General features: G+C 47.1%; 15 protein-coding genes. 11 read left to right on the top strand and 4 right to left on the bottom strand.

All coding sequences use genetic code 11. The annotated features are described in order from the left end of the window. The first annotated feature begins 37 nt into the window (after positions 1-37). From HPS57_RS05415 to HPS57_RS05430, 4 genes are all read left to right on the top strand, one after another. A complete protein-coding gene (locus HPS57_RS05415) occupies positions 38-1,066 on the top strand; it encodes a sensor histidine kinase (protein WP_172180954.1) in 1,029 nt (342 codons plus the stop codon). A gap of 90 nt (positions 1,067-1,156) precedes the next feature. After that, the gene (locus HPS57_RS05420; protein ID WP_172180956.1) at positions 1,157-1,852 is read left to right on the top strand and encodes a LytR/AlgR family response regulator transcription factor; all 696 of its coding nucleotides are present in this window, start codon (positions 1,157-1,159) and stop codon (positions 1,850-1,852) included. Positions 1,853-2,155: 303 nt separating this feature from the next. Next, positions 2,156-2,734: a rubrerythrin gene (gene rbr, locus HPS57_RS05425; RefSeq protein WP_172180958.1), complete on the top strand. Its 579-nt coding sequence runs from the start codon at positions 2,156-2,158 to the stop codon at positions 2,732-2,734. A gap of 123 nt (positions 2,735-2,857) precedes the next feature. Continuing rightward, complete coding sequence (locus tag HPS57_RS05430) at positions 2,858-3,451, top strand: superoxide dismutase (RefSeq protein WP_172180960.1); 594 nt, start codon at positions 2,858-2,860, stop codon at positions 3,449-3,451. Between the two features lie 152 nt (positions 3,452-3,603). On the opposite strand, the gene HPS57_RS05435 is transcribed toward HPS57_RS05430, so the two are convergent. Continuing rightward, positions 3,604-4,143 (bottom strand): beta-class carbonic anhydrase, encoded by a 540-nt coding sequence (locus HPS57_RS05435; protein ID WP_172180962.1) that lies wholly within the window; start codon positions 4,141-4,143, stop codon positions 3,604-3,606. Positions 4,144-4,651: 508 nt separating this feature from the next. Continuing rightward, on the bottom strand, positions 4,652-4,846 hold the full coding sequence (locus HPS57_RS05440; protein WP_172180964.1) for a hypothetical protein: 195 nt from the start codon (positions 4,844-4,846) through the stop codon (positions 4,652-4,654). 609 nt (positions 4,847-5,455) lie between these two features. Between HPS57_RS05440 and HPS57_RS05445 the strand changes: the two genes are divergently transcribed. Next, positions 5,456-6,313, top strand: coding sequence for a Cbp1 family collagen-binding glycoprotein adhesin (locus HPS57_RS05445; RefSeq protein ID WP_172180966.1), 858 nt, complete (start codon positions 5,456-5,458; stop codon positions 6,311-6,313). Positions 6,314-7,254: 941 nt separating this feature from the next. Here HPS57_RS05445 and HPS57_RS05450 read toward each other — a convergent pair. After that, on the bottom strand, positions 7,255-9,534 hold the full coding sequence (locus tag HPS57_RS05450; protein WP_172180968.1) for an NADP-dependent malic enzyme: 2,280 nt from the start codon (positions 9,532-9,534) through the stop codon (positions 7,255-7,257). A gap of 234 nt (positions 9,535-9,768) precedes the next feature. On the opposite strand from HPS57_RS05450, the gene HPS57_RS05455 reads away from it, so the two are divergent. From HPS57_RS05455 to HPS57_RS05465, 3 genes are read left to right on the top strand one after another with little or no spacing between them, the layout of a single operon-like run. Next, the gene (locus HPS57_RS05455; protein WP_172180970.1) at positions 9,769-10,767 is read left to right on the top strand and encodes a class II fructose-bisphosphate aldolase; all 999 of its coding nucleotides are present in this window, start codon (positions 9,769-9,771) and stop codon (positions 10,765-10,767) included. Positions 10,768-10,776: 9 nt separating this feature from the next. Next, entirely contained in the window at positions 10,777-11,529 is a 753-nt protein-coding gene (locus HPS57_RS05460; protein ID WP_172180972.1) for a 5'-nucleotidase C-terminal domain-containing protein, read from the top strand. A gap of 44 nt (positions 11,530-11,573) precedes the next feature. Then, positions 11,574-12,416 (top strand): bifunctional metallophosphatase/5'-nucleotidase, encoded by an 843-nt coding sequence (locus tag HPS57_RS05465; RefSeq protein ID WP_172180973.1) that lies wholly within the window; start codon positions 11,574-11,576, stop codon positions 12,414-12,416. Positions 12,417-13,065: 649 nt separating this feature from the next. On the opposite strand, the gene porT is transcribed toward HPS57_RS05465, so the two are convergent. Then, a complete protein-coding gene (gene porT, locus HPS57_RS05470) occupies positions 13,066-13,809 on the bottom strand; it encodes a type IX secretion/gliding motility protein PorT/SprT (protein WP_172180975.1) in 744 nt (247 codons plus the stop codon). Positions 13,810-13,965: 156 nt separating this feature from the next. On the opposite strand from porT, the gene HPS57_RS05475 reads away from it, so the two are divergent. Genes HPS57_RS05475 through tpiA form a run of 3 tightly spaced genes read left to right on the top strand, consistent with a single transcriptional unit; the run spans position 13,966 to position 16,460 of the window. Next, on the top strand, positions 13,966-14,526 hold the full coding sequence (locus HPS57_RS05475) for a DUF1599 domain-containing protein (protein ID WP_168354630.1): 561 nt from the start codon (positions 13,966-13,968) through the stop codon (positions 14,524-14,526). A gap of 6 nt (positions 14,527-14,532) precedes the next feature. Continuing rightward, the gene (locus HPS57_RS14570; protein ID WP_172180977.1) at positions 14,533-15,678 is read left to right on the top strand and encodes a BT_3928 family protein; all 1,146 of its coding nucleotides are present in this window, start codon (positions 14,533-14,535) and stop codon (positions 15,676-15,678) included. A gap of 29 nt (positions 15,679-15,707) precedes the next feature. Further along, complete coding sequence (gene tpiA / locus HPS57_RS14575) at positions 15,708-16,460, top strand: triose-phosphate isomerase (protein ID WP_172180979.1); 753 nt, start codon at positions 15,708-15,710, stop codon at positions 16,458-16,460. Positions 16,461-16,476: the final 16 nt, after the last annotated feature.

The raw sequence follows: 16,476 nt of genomic DNA on the forward strand, positions 1-16,476 counted from the left end.
GTCATCCATCCGAATCCATGTAACATTCTTTTCCCACATGAAATTTTCAGTACACAGCACGACCCTCGTTTTTGACCTGTTCTTCTGCCTTGTCTTCGTGCCGCTCATCGTCATTCTCGGGCCTGCACGCTACTGGCTTGTGCGCTGGACCGGCTTTTTCTTCCTTGCATGCGCCTATCTTTATATGTGCTATTTCACGATAAAGTATTTGAATTTCCCGAAACTGATGATTGCAAGAAAGTACAAGAAGATAGGTATCTCCATTGCACTCTTCATCCTTTCCAACATTCTTATCTCCCACTTTCCCCTGCCTGACGTGGAATTCATCACCCCGGCAATGACAGAATATCAGACCAGTGTCCGTGACCAAGGCATAATGCTGAACATGTGGCTTATGTTTTCCTTGGTGGTAGGCTACTCCCTCACGGTCTCTTTTGCCAATGAACTCTATGAGCAGCTGTTGCTGAAAAAGAGGATTGAAAACCAGAAGAACAAGGCGGAGATGGCTATGTTCAAAGCCCAGATAAGCCCGCATTTCCTTTTCAACACGCTCAATTCGCTGTACAGTCTTGTCATAGGGACGTCGCAAAAGGCTGAGGACGCATTCATAAAATTCACGGAAATACTGAGATATACATACGTCACGATAGAAAACGAGTCTGTGACATTGAAAGATGAGGTGACCTACATACAGAATTACATAGACCTTCAGGCATTGCGCCTCAACAAGCACACCACCGTGGACTGGAGCCATGACATCGATAACGATGGCGTGACGGTGCCTCCGATGATATTCCTCACCTTCGTTGAGAACGCTTTCAAATATGGCACATCGCCAAGCCACGACTGCTCCATCGTCATACGCCTTACCGTGAAGGACGGAACCCTTTCGTTCAAGACGCAGAATAGTGTGATGAAGCATGCCCATGAGTTCCGCCGCGATTTGCCTGTGGGCATGGAGAACTGCCGTGCGCGTCTCGAAGCATTGTTTCCGGGAAAACATACGCTTGAAGTCTCGGAAGCAGACAACAAGTTCAATGTATCACTCACCATACAGCTCTTCTGACCATACGTTGCTCCGCAGAGCCAACAATCCACGGCAAACAGGCGTTTGCCATAAACCAAACATAAAAGCACTACGCAACAATAAGCAATAATGAACAGTAATGTAAACTGCATAGCCATTGACGATGAGCCATTGGCACTGGAGATTATAGAGAAATTCTGCACACGGATGGACGGTTTCGCGCTCCGTACATATTCTGACCCGGAAGAGGGGCTTGCCGCCATTCTCCAAGAAAGGCCTGACATAGTGTTCCTTGACATAGAAATGGAAAACATCACGGGACTTGCCATTGCACGCCAGCTGCCTAAGGAGATTTGCGTCATTTTCACGACTGCTTATCTCAACTACGCACTTGAAGGCTTCAATCTTGATGTCGTCGACTATCTTCACAAGCCATTCGCATTCAGCCGTTTCCAGGCCGCCTGCACAAAAGCCTTGCGCAGAATCGAATTTAATGCGATGAACTCCGCAAGCCAGAATCTTGTGGTCAAGCAGGAATATAGTAATGTAAGCATCCCATTGAGCGACATCCTTTATATAGAAGCCATGGAAGGCTATTCCAGGATACACAGGCTCAGCGACAAGCCAATCATGTCGCGTGGCGTGCTGAAATCCTTTGGCGACAGGTTGTCCCCCACAGAGTTCATACGTACACACCGCTCATATATTGTGGCAGCGGGTAAAGTGAAGAGTTTCACAAAGCAGTCCGTCACACTCGTTAACGGGGCAACACTGCCTATCAGCAGGCAGTATTCGGAGAATGTGGTAAGGCTCCTGAGCGAATAATCGGTCACTTTTGCGCAATACATCTGTTTTTGCGTGTCAAACAGACAGTGTTTAATGATTTTTCAATCATGAACACTGTTTTATTATGGATTTAACTTTATGAAAGAATGTCTTATAAAAAATATTCTTACATGTTCAAAAAAACGCAAAAACAATTGTTGGTTATGCAATTTCTTAGTACTTTTGCCACCGAGATTTTCAACCAAGGCTGCCGACAGTGCCGGTGACTGGCTCAGGACCAAGACCACGGGAAGTGCATTATTGGCAGGCTTAAAAAGTTAAACCCTTAAAAACACACTTATTATGAACAAAAGTATTAAAGGGACTCAGACAGAGAAGAATCTGATGTCATCATTTGCAGGTGAGTGTCAGGCCAGAATGCGTTACACTTATTTCGCATCAAAGGCTAAGAAAGAAGGATTTGAACAAGTGGCTGCCATTTTCGAGGAGACAGCCAACCAGGAGAAGGAGCATGCGGAGCGTATGTTCAAGTATCTTGAAGGCGGCACATGTGAGATTTGTGCCTCATTCCCTGCCGGAGTGATTGGAACAACCGTTGAAAATCTGCAGGCAGCAGCAAAAGGCGAGCATGAAGAAGCGGAAGTTGACTATCCGAAGTTTGCCGACATAGCAGAGGAAGAGGGCTTTGACGAGATAGCAAAGATGTACCGTAACATTGCTATTGCGGAGCGTGGACACGAAAGCCGATACAGCAAACTGCTGAAAAACCTTGAGGAAGGCACTGTCTTCAAGAAAGATGGCAAAGTCTATTGGCAGTGCCGCAACTGCGGATACATTGTTGAAGCAAGTGCCGCTCCGAAGGAATGCCCGGCATGTCTGCATGCACAGGCTTACTTTGAGGTGATGAAAGACAACTATTGATGTAAAGTCAAATATGGCACAGTGGCAGTAATGGCGGTGCTTGTTGCCGGAAGACAGGCGGCTGTGCCATACAAAGTCCCCAATCTGACCCTTTGGTCTTAAACTTTTAATTCGCTTACAACTATGGATAACATGAGATTTCAAATGCCCGCACTCGGCTATGCCGCTGACTCACTCGCGCCGGCTATCAGCGCAGAAACTGTCAACCTGCATTACGGAAAGCATCTGCAGACTTACGTAGACAACCTTAACAGGCTTGTTGCAGGAAGCGGGTTTGAGGACAATACATTAGAAGAGATTGCGGCAAAAGCCACAGGGCCGCTCGGCAACAATGCCGGACAGGTAGTGAACCATACACTGTATTTTGAACAGTTGTCACCCAATGCCAAGTCAACCGAACCGTCGGCAGCGTTTATAGAGAAGATAAACCGCGCTTTTGGAAGCATGGAGGGCATGCGCGAAAAGCTCAGCGAAGCCGCCATAGGGCTCTTTGGCTCCGGCTGGGCATGGCTGGCAATGGACGAGAATGGTGAACTTTCAATCCTTCAGATGCAGAATGCTGACAACCCATTGCGTCACGGACTGCGCCCGTTGCTGACCATTGACGTATGGGAGCATGCTTACTACCTTGACTATCAGAACAGGAGGGCAGAGCATGTAAAAGCAATATGGGACATCATTGATTGGAATGTTGTCTCTGCTCGTGCAGAGCAATGATGAAATAAGCCTGTACAATCAGTGCCGGCTTGTCTGGCTCTGATGTACGGAAGATGCAATAATCAAATATAAAACGTGGTGACACAACCTTTATTTTTGGTCGTGTCACCACGTTTTATATACTTGCCTTTCCGGCAAACCAAAGGAAGCAATCACATCTCCTCAAGCTCTCCGGTCTCTGAGTCTATGATGAAACCGCGCACAATGATGTCCTTCGGAACCAGTGGGTGGGTTCTTATCGTCTCCACAGTTCTGCGCACTGACTCCGGTGTGTCCTTGAATCCTTCAAGCCATGCATCAAGGTCAATGCCACATTTGCGTATGGTTGCCAGTGTGCTGTCTGTCACTCCGCGGGCTATCATCTGCTCATGGAAATGCTCATAACTCATGTGGCATGCACCGCAATGGGAATGGGCGACAACCATAATCTCCTCAACTCCAAGTTCGTAGATGGCGACAATCAGGCTGCGCATCGCTGAATCGAATGCGGAAATCACCAGTCCTCCGGCATTCTTTATGATTTTCGCGTCACCATTCTTCAGACCTAACGCCGCTGGAAGCAGCTCTGTCAGGCGCGTGTCCATACAACTGAGCACGGCAAGTTTCTTGTCAGGATACTTGTCGGTAACAAATTTCTCGTACTCCTTGTTCGCAACAAAACTTTTGTTGTAATCGATAATTTGGTCTATCATAATTATATAGTTGTTTGTATCAATAGGCATATCAAAGATTTGCGTATAATGAAAGCGCAGGACAAAAATACGGAAACTTATTGAGAAAACAAAATATTTTAAGTCTTTATTGCAATTTTCTCCTTTGGCGCACAATCCAAAGCCTATACCATATTCCTTATATAATGTGAAAGTTCTTGCCATTATTGGATATGGAAGTCAAGAAAACGGAATCTTTTGTGATGATTTCTTTCTTTGTGTTAAAAATACTTTCTGTGTCCGCACACAAAAATCATGACACAAAAAACACAGTCAAAATACTTGCAACTCTCAGGAAAAGTGCTTATCTTTGCACTCGTTATCCTGAAAACAATCTCTTTACCTTAGAAAAAGACTAATACCTATTGAAGTTAAGAGCGGTAGCCTGTGAAGGTCATCGCTTTTTTTTTGCTCATATTTCAAGTTAAAAAGAGCAACAGTAAAGAGAAATTCCGGCTATGCAAGCAAGTTCGGCAAGAGAAGTTGCTTGTCATTCCATCTGTTTCCACAATATCTTATACCTGACCTTGTCAAGCCATGATATTATTTTAGGGAAAGTGCGAATGCTGCCACACTTTGTGCATTTCACCGGTGTAATCAAATTGGTGTTTTTCCATTGTATTCCCATCTCGTCAAATTCTTGTCCACAATCAGTGCAGACAAACGTGATATTTCCTTTCAGCATGGTTGGTTCATAGTTTATGAATTAGATTTCTGGTTAAGTGCCTGCAAGCCATGTCAAGCATGCCGCAGCTCCTTTGATGGCAATGATAGAGTATGGGATTGTCATGCTAATGGTTTCCGGCTCTGTGTTCATCATTCTTCATGATAGGAAAAGAGCCCCTGAAGTCCTCAGACTTTCTGGGGCTCAAATTCTCTCTCTGCATTATTACTATTCAAATGAATCTCAAACCATGACTCTCGTACTTTGCCAATATTCTGTATAGAGACTTTACTGATAGTAATGTTATTAACCACTCGTAAAGCACTCCTTAATATAGTTCTCTAATGCAAAGATAATAATTTTATTGTATTTTAACTGCAATTTCGGGGGGGTAACATCCTTTAACAAAATAAAACTGAAATTTGCACATCAGGGTAAGTGCTGTGTTGTCTGTTAAAATGTGGCGAAAGGCGTCTGAAAGCCGCTTAAACACGCCTCTTTTGTCTATGCCGGCTTGCGGTGCAGTTCCATTCGTTGACACATTTATGTCAGATATTGACACATATTTTGATTATCCAAGAATAAGTCATAATTTTGCCGGCAGTTAATAACCAAAATAGGAGAAACATTATGAAAAAGCAAATCATCACATCACTTGCCGCATTGGCACTGCTTTGTGCTTGTGGCAACGACAAGCAGTCAAAGGAACAGCAAAACCTCATGGAAGCCTCAAAGCAGGAACTTGCAGAGGCTGTCAGTGAGCGTGACCAACTTTTACGCCTTGTGGGCGAAGTGTCTTCGGGAATGGAACAGATAAAGCATATTGAGAACATACTTACGCTTTCCAAGTCAGGGGAGAACAAGTCACAACGCGCTCAGTTGCTTGCTGACATGGAGACCATACAGAAGACTTTGCAGGAAAGAAGGGAACAGCTTGAACAGCTTGAGGCTAAGTTGAAGAAATCAACACTTTTCAACAAGGAACTCCAAACAACCATCGAGGCGCTTCGTGCACAGATAGAGGCACAAACAACAGAGATTGAAGACTTGCGCACACAGCTTACTGCTGCAAAGGAGCGTATTGGACAGTTGAAGAACTCTGTCGATTCCCTCAACACTGCTGTGGCTAACGTGACAACAGAAAAGGATGCTGCGCAGAAAGCGTCATTGCAGTTGGAGAACGAGCTGAACACTTGCTACTACACTGTAGACACAAAATCAAATCTCAAGAAGCATAAGGTCATCGAGACTGGTTTCCTGCGCAAGTCAAAACTCATGAAGGGTGACTTTGACCAGAACGTGTTTGTCATCAGTGACAAGAGAACCCTCACCACAATTAATCTGAAGTCAAAGAAGGCGAAGATACGCACAAACCATCCTGCCGGCTCTTATGAGTTGGTGGAGAACAACGGACAGAAAGTGTTGCGCATAACAAAGCCGCAGCAGTTCTGGGAACTTTCCAACTATTTGGTTGTCCAGACGGATTAAAGTCTTGCGCCTTTCCGAACATAAGGAAAAAAGGAGATTCATCCAAACTGGGATTGGCAAACCTGAAAGCCTTCTGACATGGTTTACACATTTATATAATTAGGTTTGCCAGTACAGTGTTTTTATAAAGAATATCCTTCTGAGGAGCGTTCGCAGATACTTGCATCTTATGTGCAGTCTGTGGACGCTCTTTTTGTGTTATGGCTGTTATATTCCCGTTTGGGTAATAAGAGTATGTATCGCATAGACAGAGGCATAAAACAAAGATGTGCAGACATTTCACAATGTCTGCACATCTTGTTTGTATTGATTTCTAAACTTTTCAAAAAGAAAGACGAGCCTCACGGCTGGTCGGTGTTACCTGAATTAACAACAAATCTTTTTACACTTAAAAATCTAATACAATCTAAACTAACTAACTTTTACCTAATAACTAAAACCTAACTATATACTATCTATGAAAAACTAATTTCTTTTTTGTGTCAAGACTGTGTTTCAAGTCCTGTTGTCATCAGTACTTTTTGATGTCTCTACATCCTTTGTTCCTTTTGACGATGCAAAGGTACGACTGTTCTCGCACATGACAAAATATTTATGTTGTTTTTTACTCAAAAAAGCGTTATTATTGATAGGGGTCAAGCAGGTTTCGCGGTGTATAGTGTAAATGTAACACTTTTTCGCATTTATCACGATTCTTTGTGTTTTCTCTGAACAGCATATTTTTGCATATTGTTTGTGCTTATTGTTCCTTTTTGTGACATATATTTATGGTAGGGTAGAGTATTCCTGACATTTTGCAATATGGACGTTTTACGTGTTTTTCATGTTTAATGCTTTGAAAAAGATGTTTTTTGTTGTGAAAAGCCTTTTTTTGCGGATATGAAAAAATGGGGCTGCACTTCAAATAGGTGCAGCCCCATGGAAAGGTAAGGTAATGTTCTTTATTTTATCTTGTTCACGTAAGCATCGATTACAGCCACGGCAACAATGTTGACCACGTCACGAACTGTAGAGTCGAAGTCAGTGAAATGGATAGGCTTCTTAAGACCCATCTGTATAGGGCCTATCACTTCAGTCTCAGGAGAGAAGCCCTTTATGAGCTTATAGGCAGAGTTTGCTGCCGAGAGGTTTGTGAAAATCATTGAGTTCACTACCTCACCGTGCAGGCGGAGGAATGGGTACTTCTTGTCTCTGCGCTCATGGTCAAGTGCAAGGTCGATAGACATCTCGCCGTCAATCTTCAGGTCCGGGTATTCAGCCTGCATCTCTGCCACGACATCGTGCATAAGTCTTGGGCTGCCATCCTTGTCCACACCGAAGTTTGAGTATGAGATCATTGCCATCTTCGGCTCATCATTGAAGAATCGGATGGAGTCGGCTGTGAGGCGTGCAATGTCCTTCAGCGTGTCCTTGTCCGGGTGACGGTTGATGAGAGTGTCAGCGATGTAGTATGTGCCACGCTTTGAATTGACGAGATGCATTGTGCCGAAGTGCTTGTAGTTGTCGCGTATGCCGATTACTTCCTTTGCCACTTTGATGGTGTTTGAGAACTTTGTGTAGACACCAGTGATGAATGCGTCAGCCTCTCCTGTCTCAACCATCATCATGCCGAAGTAGTTGCGCTCGAACATTTTGTCGTTTGCCTCCTCAAAGTTATACCCTTCGCGGCAGCATTTCTCAGCAAGCAGCTGTGCATACTTCTCACGGCGTGCCATTTCTCTGTCATGACGGAGGTTGATGATTTCTATTCCTGTCATGTCAAGATCCAGTTCGGCGGCTTTCTTTGCAATCATCTCGTCGTTTCCGAGAAGTATTGGCTGGCAGATGCCCTCCTGCTTAGCCTGCACGGCAGCCTTTATCATTGTCGGGTGGAGTCCTTCGGCGAACACCACGCGTTGCGGATGCTTGCGTGCGGTCTCGTAAAGTGACTGTGTGACATTTGTCTCCTGGCCCATCTTGCGGCGCAGGTTACGCTTGTATTCCTCCCAGTCAGTGATAGAGGTGCGTGCCACTCCTGAGTCCATGGCTGCCTTTGCAACAGCAGCGGAAACCTCAGTGATGAGGCGTGGGTCGACAGGTTTCGGAATGAAATAGTCAGGGCCGAAGGTAAGGTTGTTCACCTTATATACTTGGTTCACCACATCCGGAACCGGCTGTTTTGCAAGGTCAGCGATGGCATGTACAGCCGCAATCTTCATTTCCTCGTTGATTGCAGATGCGTTAACGTCCAGTGCTCCGCGGAAGATGTAAGGGAATCCGATGACATTGTTTATCTGGTTAGGATAGTCAGAGCGTCCTGTTGACATGAGGACATCAGGGCGTGCCGCCATTGCGTCCTCGTATGAGATTTCCGGTACAGGGTTTGCGCATGCGAAGACGATAGGGTTCTCTGCCATGGAACGTATCATGTCCTGGCTGACAACATTGCCCTTTGAGAGTCCGAGGAACACGTCTGCACCCTTCATTGCCTCTTCCAGAGTGTGTGCGTCGCGGCGTTCTGTAGCGAAGAATTTCTTCTCTTCCGTAAGATTAGGTCTGTCGCTGGTGATTACGCCCTTGGAGTCAAGCATCAGGATGTTCTCCAGTTTTGCGCCGAGGGCGACATACAGCTTTGTGCACATTATGGCTGCCGCACCCGCACCGCTGACCACAATCTTCACATCCTCAATCTTCTTTCCTGCCACCTCAAGTGCGTTGAGAAGGCCTGCTGAAGAGATGATTGCCGTACCATGCTGGTCATCGTGCATGACAGGGATGTCAAGTGTCCTCTTCAGACGCTCCTCGATGTAGAAACACTCTGGAGCCTTGATGTCCTCAAGGTTGATGCCGCCGAATGTCGGTGCTATCTTCTCCACTGCCTCGCAGAATTTCTCCGGGTCTTTCTCGTCAACCTCAATGTCGAAGACGTCCACTCCGCCATAGATTTTGAACAGAAGGCCTTTTCCCTCCATGACAGGCTTGCCTGACATCGCGCCTATGTCACCGAGTCCGAGAACGGCTGTGCCATTGGAGATTACGGCAACGAGGTTGCCCTTGTCTGTGTACTTGTAAACAGAATCAGGATTATCTTGAATCTCCAGGCAAGGATATGCCACGCCCGGTGAGTACGCTAATGACAAGTCTGTCTGAGTACGATAAGGTTTTGTTGGCACTACCTCGATTTTACCGGGTCGGCCGGCCTCGTGATATTCAAGGGCGGCTTCTTTCGTTATTTTCACCATAATATTATATGTATTTAAAAAGTTTAGTTATCGTGAATGAATCTTTTTATAAGAAAAACCTGCTGCAAAATAACAAAAAAAAAACGAGTTGACCAAATATATATAATGTTTTTCTCCAAAATAACAAAAAAACTAACAAACTTTTTGGTACTTATTGATAATTTTCTTAACTTTGCGGTACAAAAAAACTATACCGAAGATATACAGTTCAACTATATAAACAAATAAAAAACTATGGTAAATTACAAAGAACTTGGTCTCGTAAATACTCGCGAGATGTTCAAGAAGGCTGTTGCCGGTGGTTATGCTATCCCTGCGTTCAACTTCAACACAATGGAGCAGATGCAGGCTATCGTCATGGCAGCAGTGGAGACAAAGTCACCTGTCATCATGCAGGTGTCACGCGGTGCACGTAACTATGCTAACCCGACAATCCTCCGCTACATGGCAGAGGGCGCTGTCGAGTACGCTAAGGAGTTGGGATGCCCTAATCCTGAAATCGTTCTTCATCTTGACCATGGTGACTCTTTCGAGACCTGCAAGTCATGTATCGACATGGGCTTCTCTTCTGTAATGATTGACGGTTCTTCACTCCCTTACGAGGAGAACATCGCTCTCACAAAGAAAGTCGTTGAGTATGCACACCAGTTCGACGTGACTGTCGAGGCTGAACTCGGCGTGCTCGCAGGTGTTGAGGATGAGGTTGTTGCTGAGGAGTCTCACTATACAAAGCCTGAGGAGGTTATCGATTTCGCTACACGCACAGGCTGCGACTCACTCGCTATCTCTATCGGCACATCCCACGGTGCATACAAGTTCACACCGGACCAGTGCACACGTGACCCTAAGACAGGCAAGCTCGTGCCTCCTCCACTCGCATTCGAGATTCTTCATGAAATCGAGGAGAAGCTCCCGGGATTCCCAATCGTGCTCCACGGCTCTTCTTCCGTGCCACAGGACTGCGTGGATACAATCAACGAGTTCGGCGGCAAGTTGCCTGATGCAGTAGGTATTCCTGAGGAACAGCTCCGTGAGGCTTCCAAGTCTGCCGTTTGCAAGATTAACATCGACTCCGACTCACGTCTTGCAATGACAGCTGCCATCCGCAAGTATCTCGCAGAGAACCCAAGCCACTTCGACCCTCGCCAGTACCTTACACCGGCTCGTGAGGCAATGAAGCAGATGTACATCCACAAGATTGTTGACGTACTGGGCTCCAACGACAAACTGTAATCTATGCAAATGAAGAAATATATAGTTGTGGCAGTCGTCTTTTTGACGGCTGCCATTTCTGCTTTTGGGCAGAAATACCATGTCACCAATGTCACACGGGAACGCATCCTTGTCGACAGCACCTTTGCCGACGATGCGCGTGGCGTGGAGGTTCTTGCGCCCTACAAGCACATTGTCGATTCCATAATGTCACCGGTTGTCGGCAAGGTTGCCAAATACATGGCGGCACACAATCCTGAAAGCGAGCTGTCCAACCTCCTTGCGGACATCATGGTGTGGCAGGGCAGGCGGTACGGCGAGAAGCCCGACCTCGGCATCTACAACATGGGAGGCATCCGCGCGGCACTTCCCGCCGGCGATGTGACGTTCGGTGATGTCAATGACGTCGCGCCTTTTGAGAACTACATCACTTTCATCTCCCTTACAGGCGGGCAGATGAAGACACTCTTCGACCAGATAGCCAAGAGCAACGGGTGCGGCCTGTCAAAGGGAACAGCCCTCGTCATAAAGGGCAGGGAGGTGGAATCGGTCACCCTCAACGGACAGCCGATAGACCCGAACCGCACCTACCGCATTGTCACACTGAACTATCTTGCTGAAGGAAACGACGGTTTTGCGGTGCTTCCTGAAGGTTTTGACATAAAATCCCCTAAGGATGAGCAAGCCCGCACAAGAGAATTCATTGTCGACTATTTCATCGAGAAGAACAAGGCCGGTGAGGTTGTAGATGCGGAAATAGAGGGGCGTGTCGTGCTGAAGTAAGCATGAAAGGCCGGAATTCAAAGTAAACAAAAAAGCGGAAAACTATGATTGATTCTATAAAGATTAAAGCCATTGTCGTCTGTGCCCTTGCCTGCACCCTGCTGCCTGCATACGCACAGAAGCGGCTCACCATACTTCACACCAATGACACGCACTCATGCGTCCTGCCGATGAACCCGAATCTTTCCGACAAGAGCGTTGCCGGACGTGGCGGATACCTGCGGCGCATCACGCTGATTAACGAGGAGCGGACGAAAGACCCTGACCTCCTTTACATCGATTCGGGTGATTTCTCGCAAGGCTCTTCCTACTACACACTCTTCAAGGGTGACGTGGAGGTGCAGCTGATGAATGAGATGGGCTGTGACGCGTCGACAATCGCCAACCATGAGTGGGACTACGGACTGGAAAATCTTCTGCGCAACGCACGCATGGCAAAGTTCCCGTTCATCTGTTCTAACTACGACTTCAAGGGCACGGAGCTTGAGGATGTCATCAAACCGTATACAATCATCAAACGTAACGGTCTGAAAATAGGCATATTCGCCCTTTGTCCGCCACTCGAAGGGCTTGTGTTTGCCGGAAACTGCAAAGGTGTTACCTACAACGACCCTATTGCTTGCGGGCTGGAAATGGGGACGTTTTTGAAGAAAAAGAAGAAATGTGATGTCGTCATCTGCATCTCCCACCTTGGCTGGGACGAGCGTGGCGACATCGGGATGATAAAAGGCTCACGCAACATAGACATCGTTCTTGGAGGCCACAGCCACAGTTATTTCACCGAATTGCAGTATGCCAAGGACCTTGACGGCAAGGATGTCCCTGCCGACCAGAACGGAAAATCCGGCATATATGTAGGCAAAATCGTCCTCGAGCTTGACAAATGACATGACTTCCATGTAGTGGTTGCCGTTGTTTTGCGGCAAACACGACTTGCGTATAGGTTGGTTTGCCATAGCTGTTTATGGAGTCAGGCGGTATCTGTAACGCACGGATACCGCCTGATTTGTTTATGGATGTTATCGAAAAAAAGTGCATGAGTTTTCTAATCCTCTATTTATCATAATGTGAGAAACAAGCCTTCGTTACGTGAAAAATCATGCTCCATTCAGTCAAAGCCGGTCATTCAGACAGTAAATCAATACCTTTGGCAGTGCGAAAGGTATTGATTTTCACTGCAAAGCGTTATGGTTTGCAGGGTAAATGGTAACGAATTGGCGTGCTTTATCATGCCCCATAAGTGCTGTTTTGTTGCTAATGCTTTGATTTTCAGAAGAATGATAAAGCGGCTAAATTTGAGGAATTTCCGTAATTCCCTTGCGAAAAAATCTACAGACGATTCTCAGAGGGCAAAAATGGTGTGAGTTTTCTAATTCTTCTCCTCTTTCAGCGGTTGGGCATACAGCACAAGTGCATATCCCACAGGATTTCTGCTGCCCCGTGGAAATACCAATACAACGAAATAGTCCACAGTCTGTTCGTAGGAACAAGCTGTGGACTGTCATGTCATAAGCTGCTATGTAGCAAAAAGCGTAACTACTCAAAGTACAGTGACAAGCAAATCATCTTCGTGCGTGTCTTGTCCACGGAGTAGGCGTAGGGCAGCATACTCTCGTCGCGGAGAGTGCCGGCATGCTTCGTGTCAAGGCTGTTTGTCAGGCTGTACATGAACTTCAGTTCCGGGCGGAGCTTGAAGAAAGGCAGATAAAAATCGCACCCCAAGCCCGCAGAAAGGAATATGTCGTACTTCTTCAGGCGCAGATAATCGTTCGCCTTTGTTGTCAGATTGAACATCGGAGTCAGTCCGGCAACGATGTAAGGACGGTGGTTGTTGAAACGTTTCGCACTGAAAATCATGTCCATTGTCGCCGCGATGTACACGGATTTCATGTTCTGCACCACCTCTCGCGGCTGTTCCTGCTCGTCAAGGTCTGTCCGATTGTGGAATGTAAGGTGCTTTGTGCCGAAATAAAGCATCGGTGCAAGGCGGAAAGCAAAGTGTGCTCCGAGGCGCGCTTCGCCAAGCACACCAACCTGAAAGCCCGGATCCCAACGGTCCTGGTCAACGCTTACGACAGATGTGTATTGCCCTCCGTCCTCCGTCTCTATGGTGACGGGACCGACATTGTTCAGTTCCATGTCCTGCAAGTGAGTGCCGAGAACCACGCCGAAATGGAACGGACGCAGGTCTGTATACGGGCGGTTCTCCACCGACCTGTCCTGTGCGCCGGCGTTGAGAGCCGGCAGCAAAGCGAGTATTATTATCAAAATATTCTTCATCTTTTATATAACGTGTAGGCTTTTGTTTTATTGTGCCAAAATGGTGCTGCATGAATTTATCTGCATTTTCCTTGGTAGTGCATAATATAAAATAAGGTGAAAAGTTTGGGAAATTGGGGAAAAATGAGTAACTTTGCCCCAAATTAGCAAACCGTAATGGCAAAAGACTTGCAGAAGACAGAAAGTCAGTTCCATGAAGCATTGGAACTGTGCAGAGATATTTTCCGGAAGAAGCTCTATGACTATAAGCCGTCATGGAGGATGCTGCGTCCGTCGTCACTGACCGACCAGCTCTTCATCAAGGCAAAGCGTATCCGTTCGTTGGAGATAAAGAGGGAATCCAAAGTCGGTGAGGGCATTTTCCCTGAGTTTATAGCGTTGATAAACTACGGTATTGTAGGGCTTATCCAGCTTGATAATGGCTTTGTGGACGAGATAGACATCACCAACGACCAGGCTATGGCACTCTATGACGAGTATGCCGAGGCATGCCTGTTGCTGATGATGAAGAAGAACCATGACTATGATGAGGCATGGAGAGGCATGCGTGTGAGCAGCTATACCGACTTCATCCTCACGAAGATAGAGCGCATCAAGGAAATCGAGAACCATAATGGCGAGACCATCGCTTCGGAAGGCATCGGCTCCAACTATATGGACATCATCAACTATGCGGTGTTTGGTGTCATAAAGTTCATGGAAGCGGCAAAAATGTAGAAGCCTGTGGATAAACGTAAGATTGCGAATGCTGTCATAGTAAACCTCTCCAGGGTATTGCTTGGCGTGGTTTTTGTGTTCTCGGGCTTTTCCAAGGCTGTCGACCCGTTAGGGACTGTCTACAAGTTCCAGGACTATCTTGCAGCCCTCGGGCTTGGAAACACTATTCCGGACGCCCTGCTTCTGCTCTGTGCCGTGGCATTGTCAACTGTCGAGTTTGCCATGGGCGTGTTCATCCTGCTGGCAATATGGCGTCGCAAGACATCGAAGGCTGTGCTTGCCTTCATGGCTTTCATGACGTTGCTGAGCGTCTGGATTTATGCTGCCGACCCGGTGCAGGACTGCGGATGCTTCGGCGATGCACTTGTTCTGACGAACAGGGACACACTCATCAAGAACCTGCTCCTCATGGTCTGTGCCATCGTGCTTGCCCGCTACCCGCTGTCAATGCCACGCATGCTTGGCAAAAACATACAATGGATGACAGTGCATGTCACTGTTGCAGGCTCAATCGTGCTTAGCGGATGGTGTCTTTACGACTTGCCGGTGGTGGATTTCCGCCCGTATCATGTCGGAGCCGACATACGTCAGGGGATGATTGTGCCGGAAGACGCCGAGCAACCGGAGTTTGAGACTGTCTTCATCTTGGAGAAAGACGGCAGGCGGGAGGAGTTCTCGCTGGAGAACTATCCGGACTCCACATGGACATTTGTTGACAGCAGGACAACCGTTGTCAAGCAAGGGTATGTCCCTCCGATACATGACTTCTCGATAATGACCTCCGGTGACGAAGACATAACCGAGGATGTGCTGTCCTATAAAGGCTGCACGTTCCTGCTCATAGCACCTTTTATTGAGAAGGCTGACGACTCCAATTTTGGTGAGATAGACCGGATTTATGAGTTTGCGGACGACAACGGCCACCGGTTCTATTGCCTGACATCCAGTGGCGAAAAGGCGATTGGGCACTGGCGGAACATCACCGGCGCGGAATATCCTTTCTGTTTCACCGACGGAACGACGCTGAAGACCATAGTCCGAAGCAATCCCGGTCTGCTGCTCCTTAAGGATGGCAGGATTATAGGCAAGTGGAGCCATAACTTCCTTCCGTCATTGGAGAGGCTCTCGGAGATGATAAAGCAGAACAAATAACAGTTTAACACTTAAAAAATAAAAACAAAATGGCAAAGAAAATTGTTGCGGGCAACTGGAAGATGAACAAGAATCTTCAGGAAGGTGTTGCCCTTGCTAAGGAACTTACAGAAGTTGTCAAGAACCCTAATTGCGGTGTAATCATCTGCACACCATTCATCCACCTTGCAAGTGTGGCTGAGGTTGTCAAGGGTTCTGCAATAGAGCTTGGCGCAGAGAACTGTGCTGACAAGACTTCCGGCGCATATACAGGTGAGGTTTCAGCAGAGATGGTCAAGTCAACCGGTGCAGAGTACGTTATCCTCGGCCACTCAGAGCGTCGCGAGTACTACAATGAGACTCCGGAAATCCTCAAGGAGAAGGTTGAGCTTGCACTGGCTAACGGTCTGAAGGTGATCTTCTGCATCGGCGAGTCTCTCGAGGAGCGCGAGGCAAACAAGCAGAACGAGGTTGTTAAGGCAGAGCTTGCAGGTTCTGTGTTCCACCTTACAGCAGAGCAGTGGAAGAACATCGTCATCGCTTACGAGCCAATCTGGGCTATCGGAACAGGCAAGACAGCTACTGCAGAGCAGGCTGAGGAGATCCACGCTTACATCCGTTCTTGCGTTGCTGAGGTTTACGGCGCAGAGGTAGCGGCAGAGACATCTATCCTTTACGGTGGTTCTTGCAAGGCTTCCAACGCTCCTGAGCTCTTCGCAAAGCCTGACATTGACGGCGGACTTATCGGTGGCGCGTCACTCAAGGCTGCTGACTTCAAGGGCATCATCGACGCTTGGGGATAATGGCGTGAAGCCTGTG

The sequence above is a fragment of the Palleniella intestinalis genome (assembly GCF_013166595.1).
Classification (GTDB): Bacteria; Bacteroidota; Bacteroidia; order Bacteroidales; family Bacteroidaceae; genus Prevotella; species Prevotella intestinalis.

What these genes read in the sequence shown, in the direction of transcription:
- HPS57_RS05415 (WP_172180954.1), top strand. Translation starts at nt 38, where the DNA reads ATGAAATTTTCAGTACACAGCACGACCCTCGTTTTTGACCTGTTCTTC.
- HPS57_RS05420 (WP_172180956.1), top strand. Translation starts at nt 1,157, where the DNA reads ATGAACAGTAATGTAAACTGCATAGCCATTGACGATGAGCCATTGGCA.
- rbr (WP_172180958.1), top strand. Translation starts at nt 2,156, where the DNA reads ATGAACAAAAGTATTAAAGGGACTCAGACAGAGAAGAATCTGATGTCA.
- HPS57_RS05430 (WP_172180960.1), top strand. Translation starts at nt 2,858, where the DNA reads ATGGATAACATGAGATTTCAAATGCCCGCACTCGGCTATGCCGCTGAC.
- HPS57_RS05435 (WP_172180962.1), bottom strand. Translation starts at nt 4,143, where the DNA reads ATGATAGACCAAATTATCGATTACAACAAAAGTTTTGTTGCGAACAAG.
- HPS57_RS05440 (WP_172180964.1), bottom strand. Translation starts at nt 4,846, where the DNA reads ATGCTGAAAGGAAATATCACGTTTGTCTGCACTGATTGTGGACAAGAA.
- HPS57_RS05445 (WP_172180966.1), top strand. Translation starts at nt 5,456, where the DNA reads ATGAAAAAGCAAATCATCACATCACTTGCCGCATTGGCACTGCTTTGT.
- HPS57_RS05450 (WP_172180968.1), bottom strand. Translation starts at nt 9,534, where the DNA reads ATGGTGAAAATAACGAAAGAAGCCGCCCTTGAATATCACGAGGCCGGC.
- HPS57_RS05455 (WP_172180970.1), top strand. Translation starts at nt 9,769, where the DNA reads ATGGTAAATTACAAAGAACTTGGTCTCGTAAATACTCGCGAGATGTTC.
- HPS57_RS05460 (WP_172180972.1), top strand. Translation starts at nt 10,777, where the DNA reads ATGAAGAAATATATAGTTGTGGCAGTCGTCTTTTTGACGGCTGCCATT.
- HPS57_RS05465 (WP_172180973.1), top strand. Translation starts at nt 11,574, where the DNA reads ATGATTGATTCTATAAAGATTAAAGCCATTGTCGTCTGTGCCCTTGCC.
- porT (WP_172180975.1), bottom strand. Translation starts at nt 13,809, where the DNA reads ATGAAGAATATTTTGATAATAATACTCGCTTTGCTGCCGGCTCTCAAC.
- HPS57_RS05475 (WP_168354630.1), top strand. Translation starts at nt 13,966, where the DNA reads ATGGCAAAAGACTTGCAGAAGACAGAAAGTCAGTTCCATGAAGCATTG.
- tpiA (WP_172180979.1), top strand. Translation starts at nt 15,708, where the DNA reads ATGGCAAAGAAAATTGTTGCGGGCAACTGGAAGATGAACAAGAATCTT.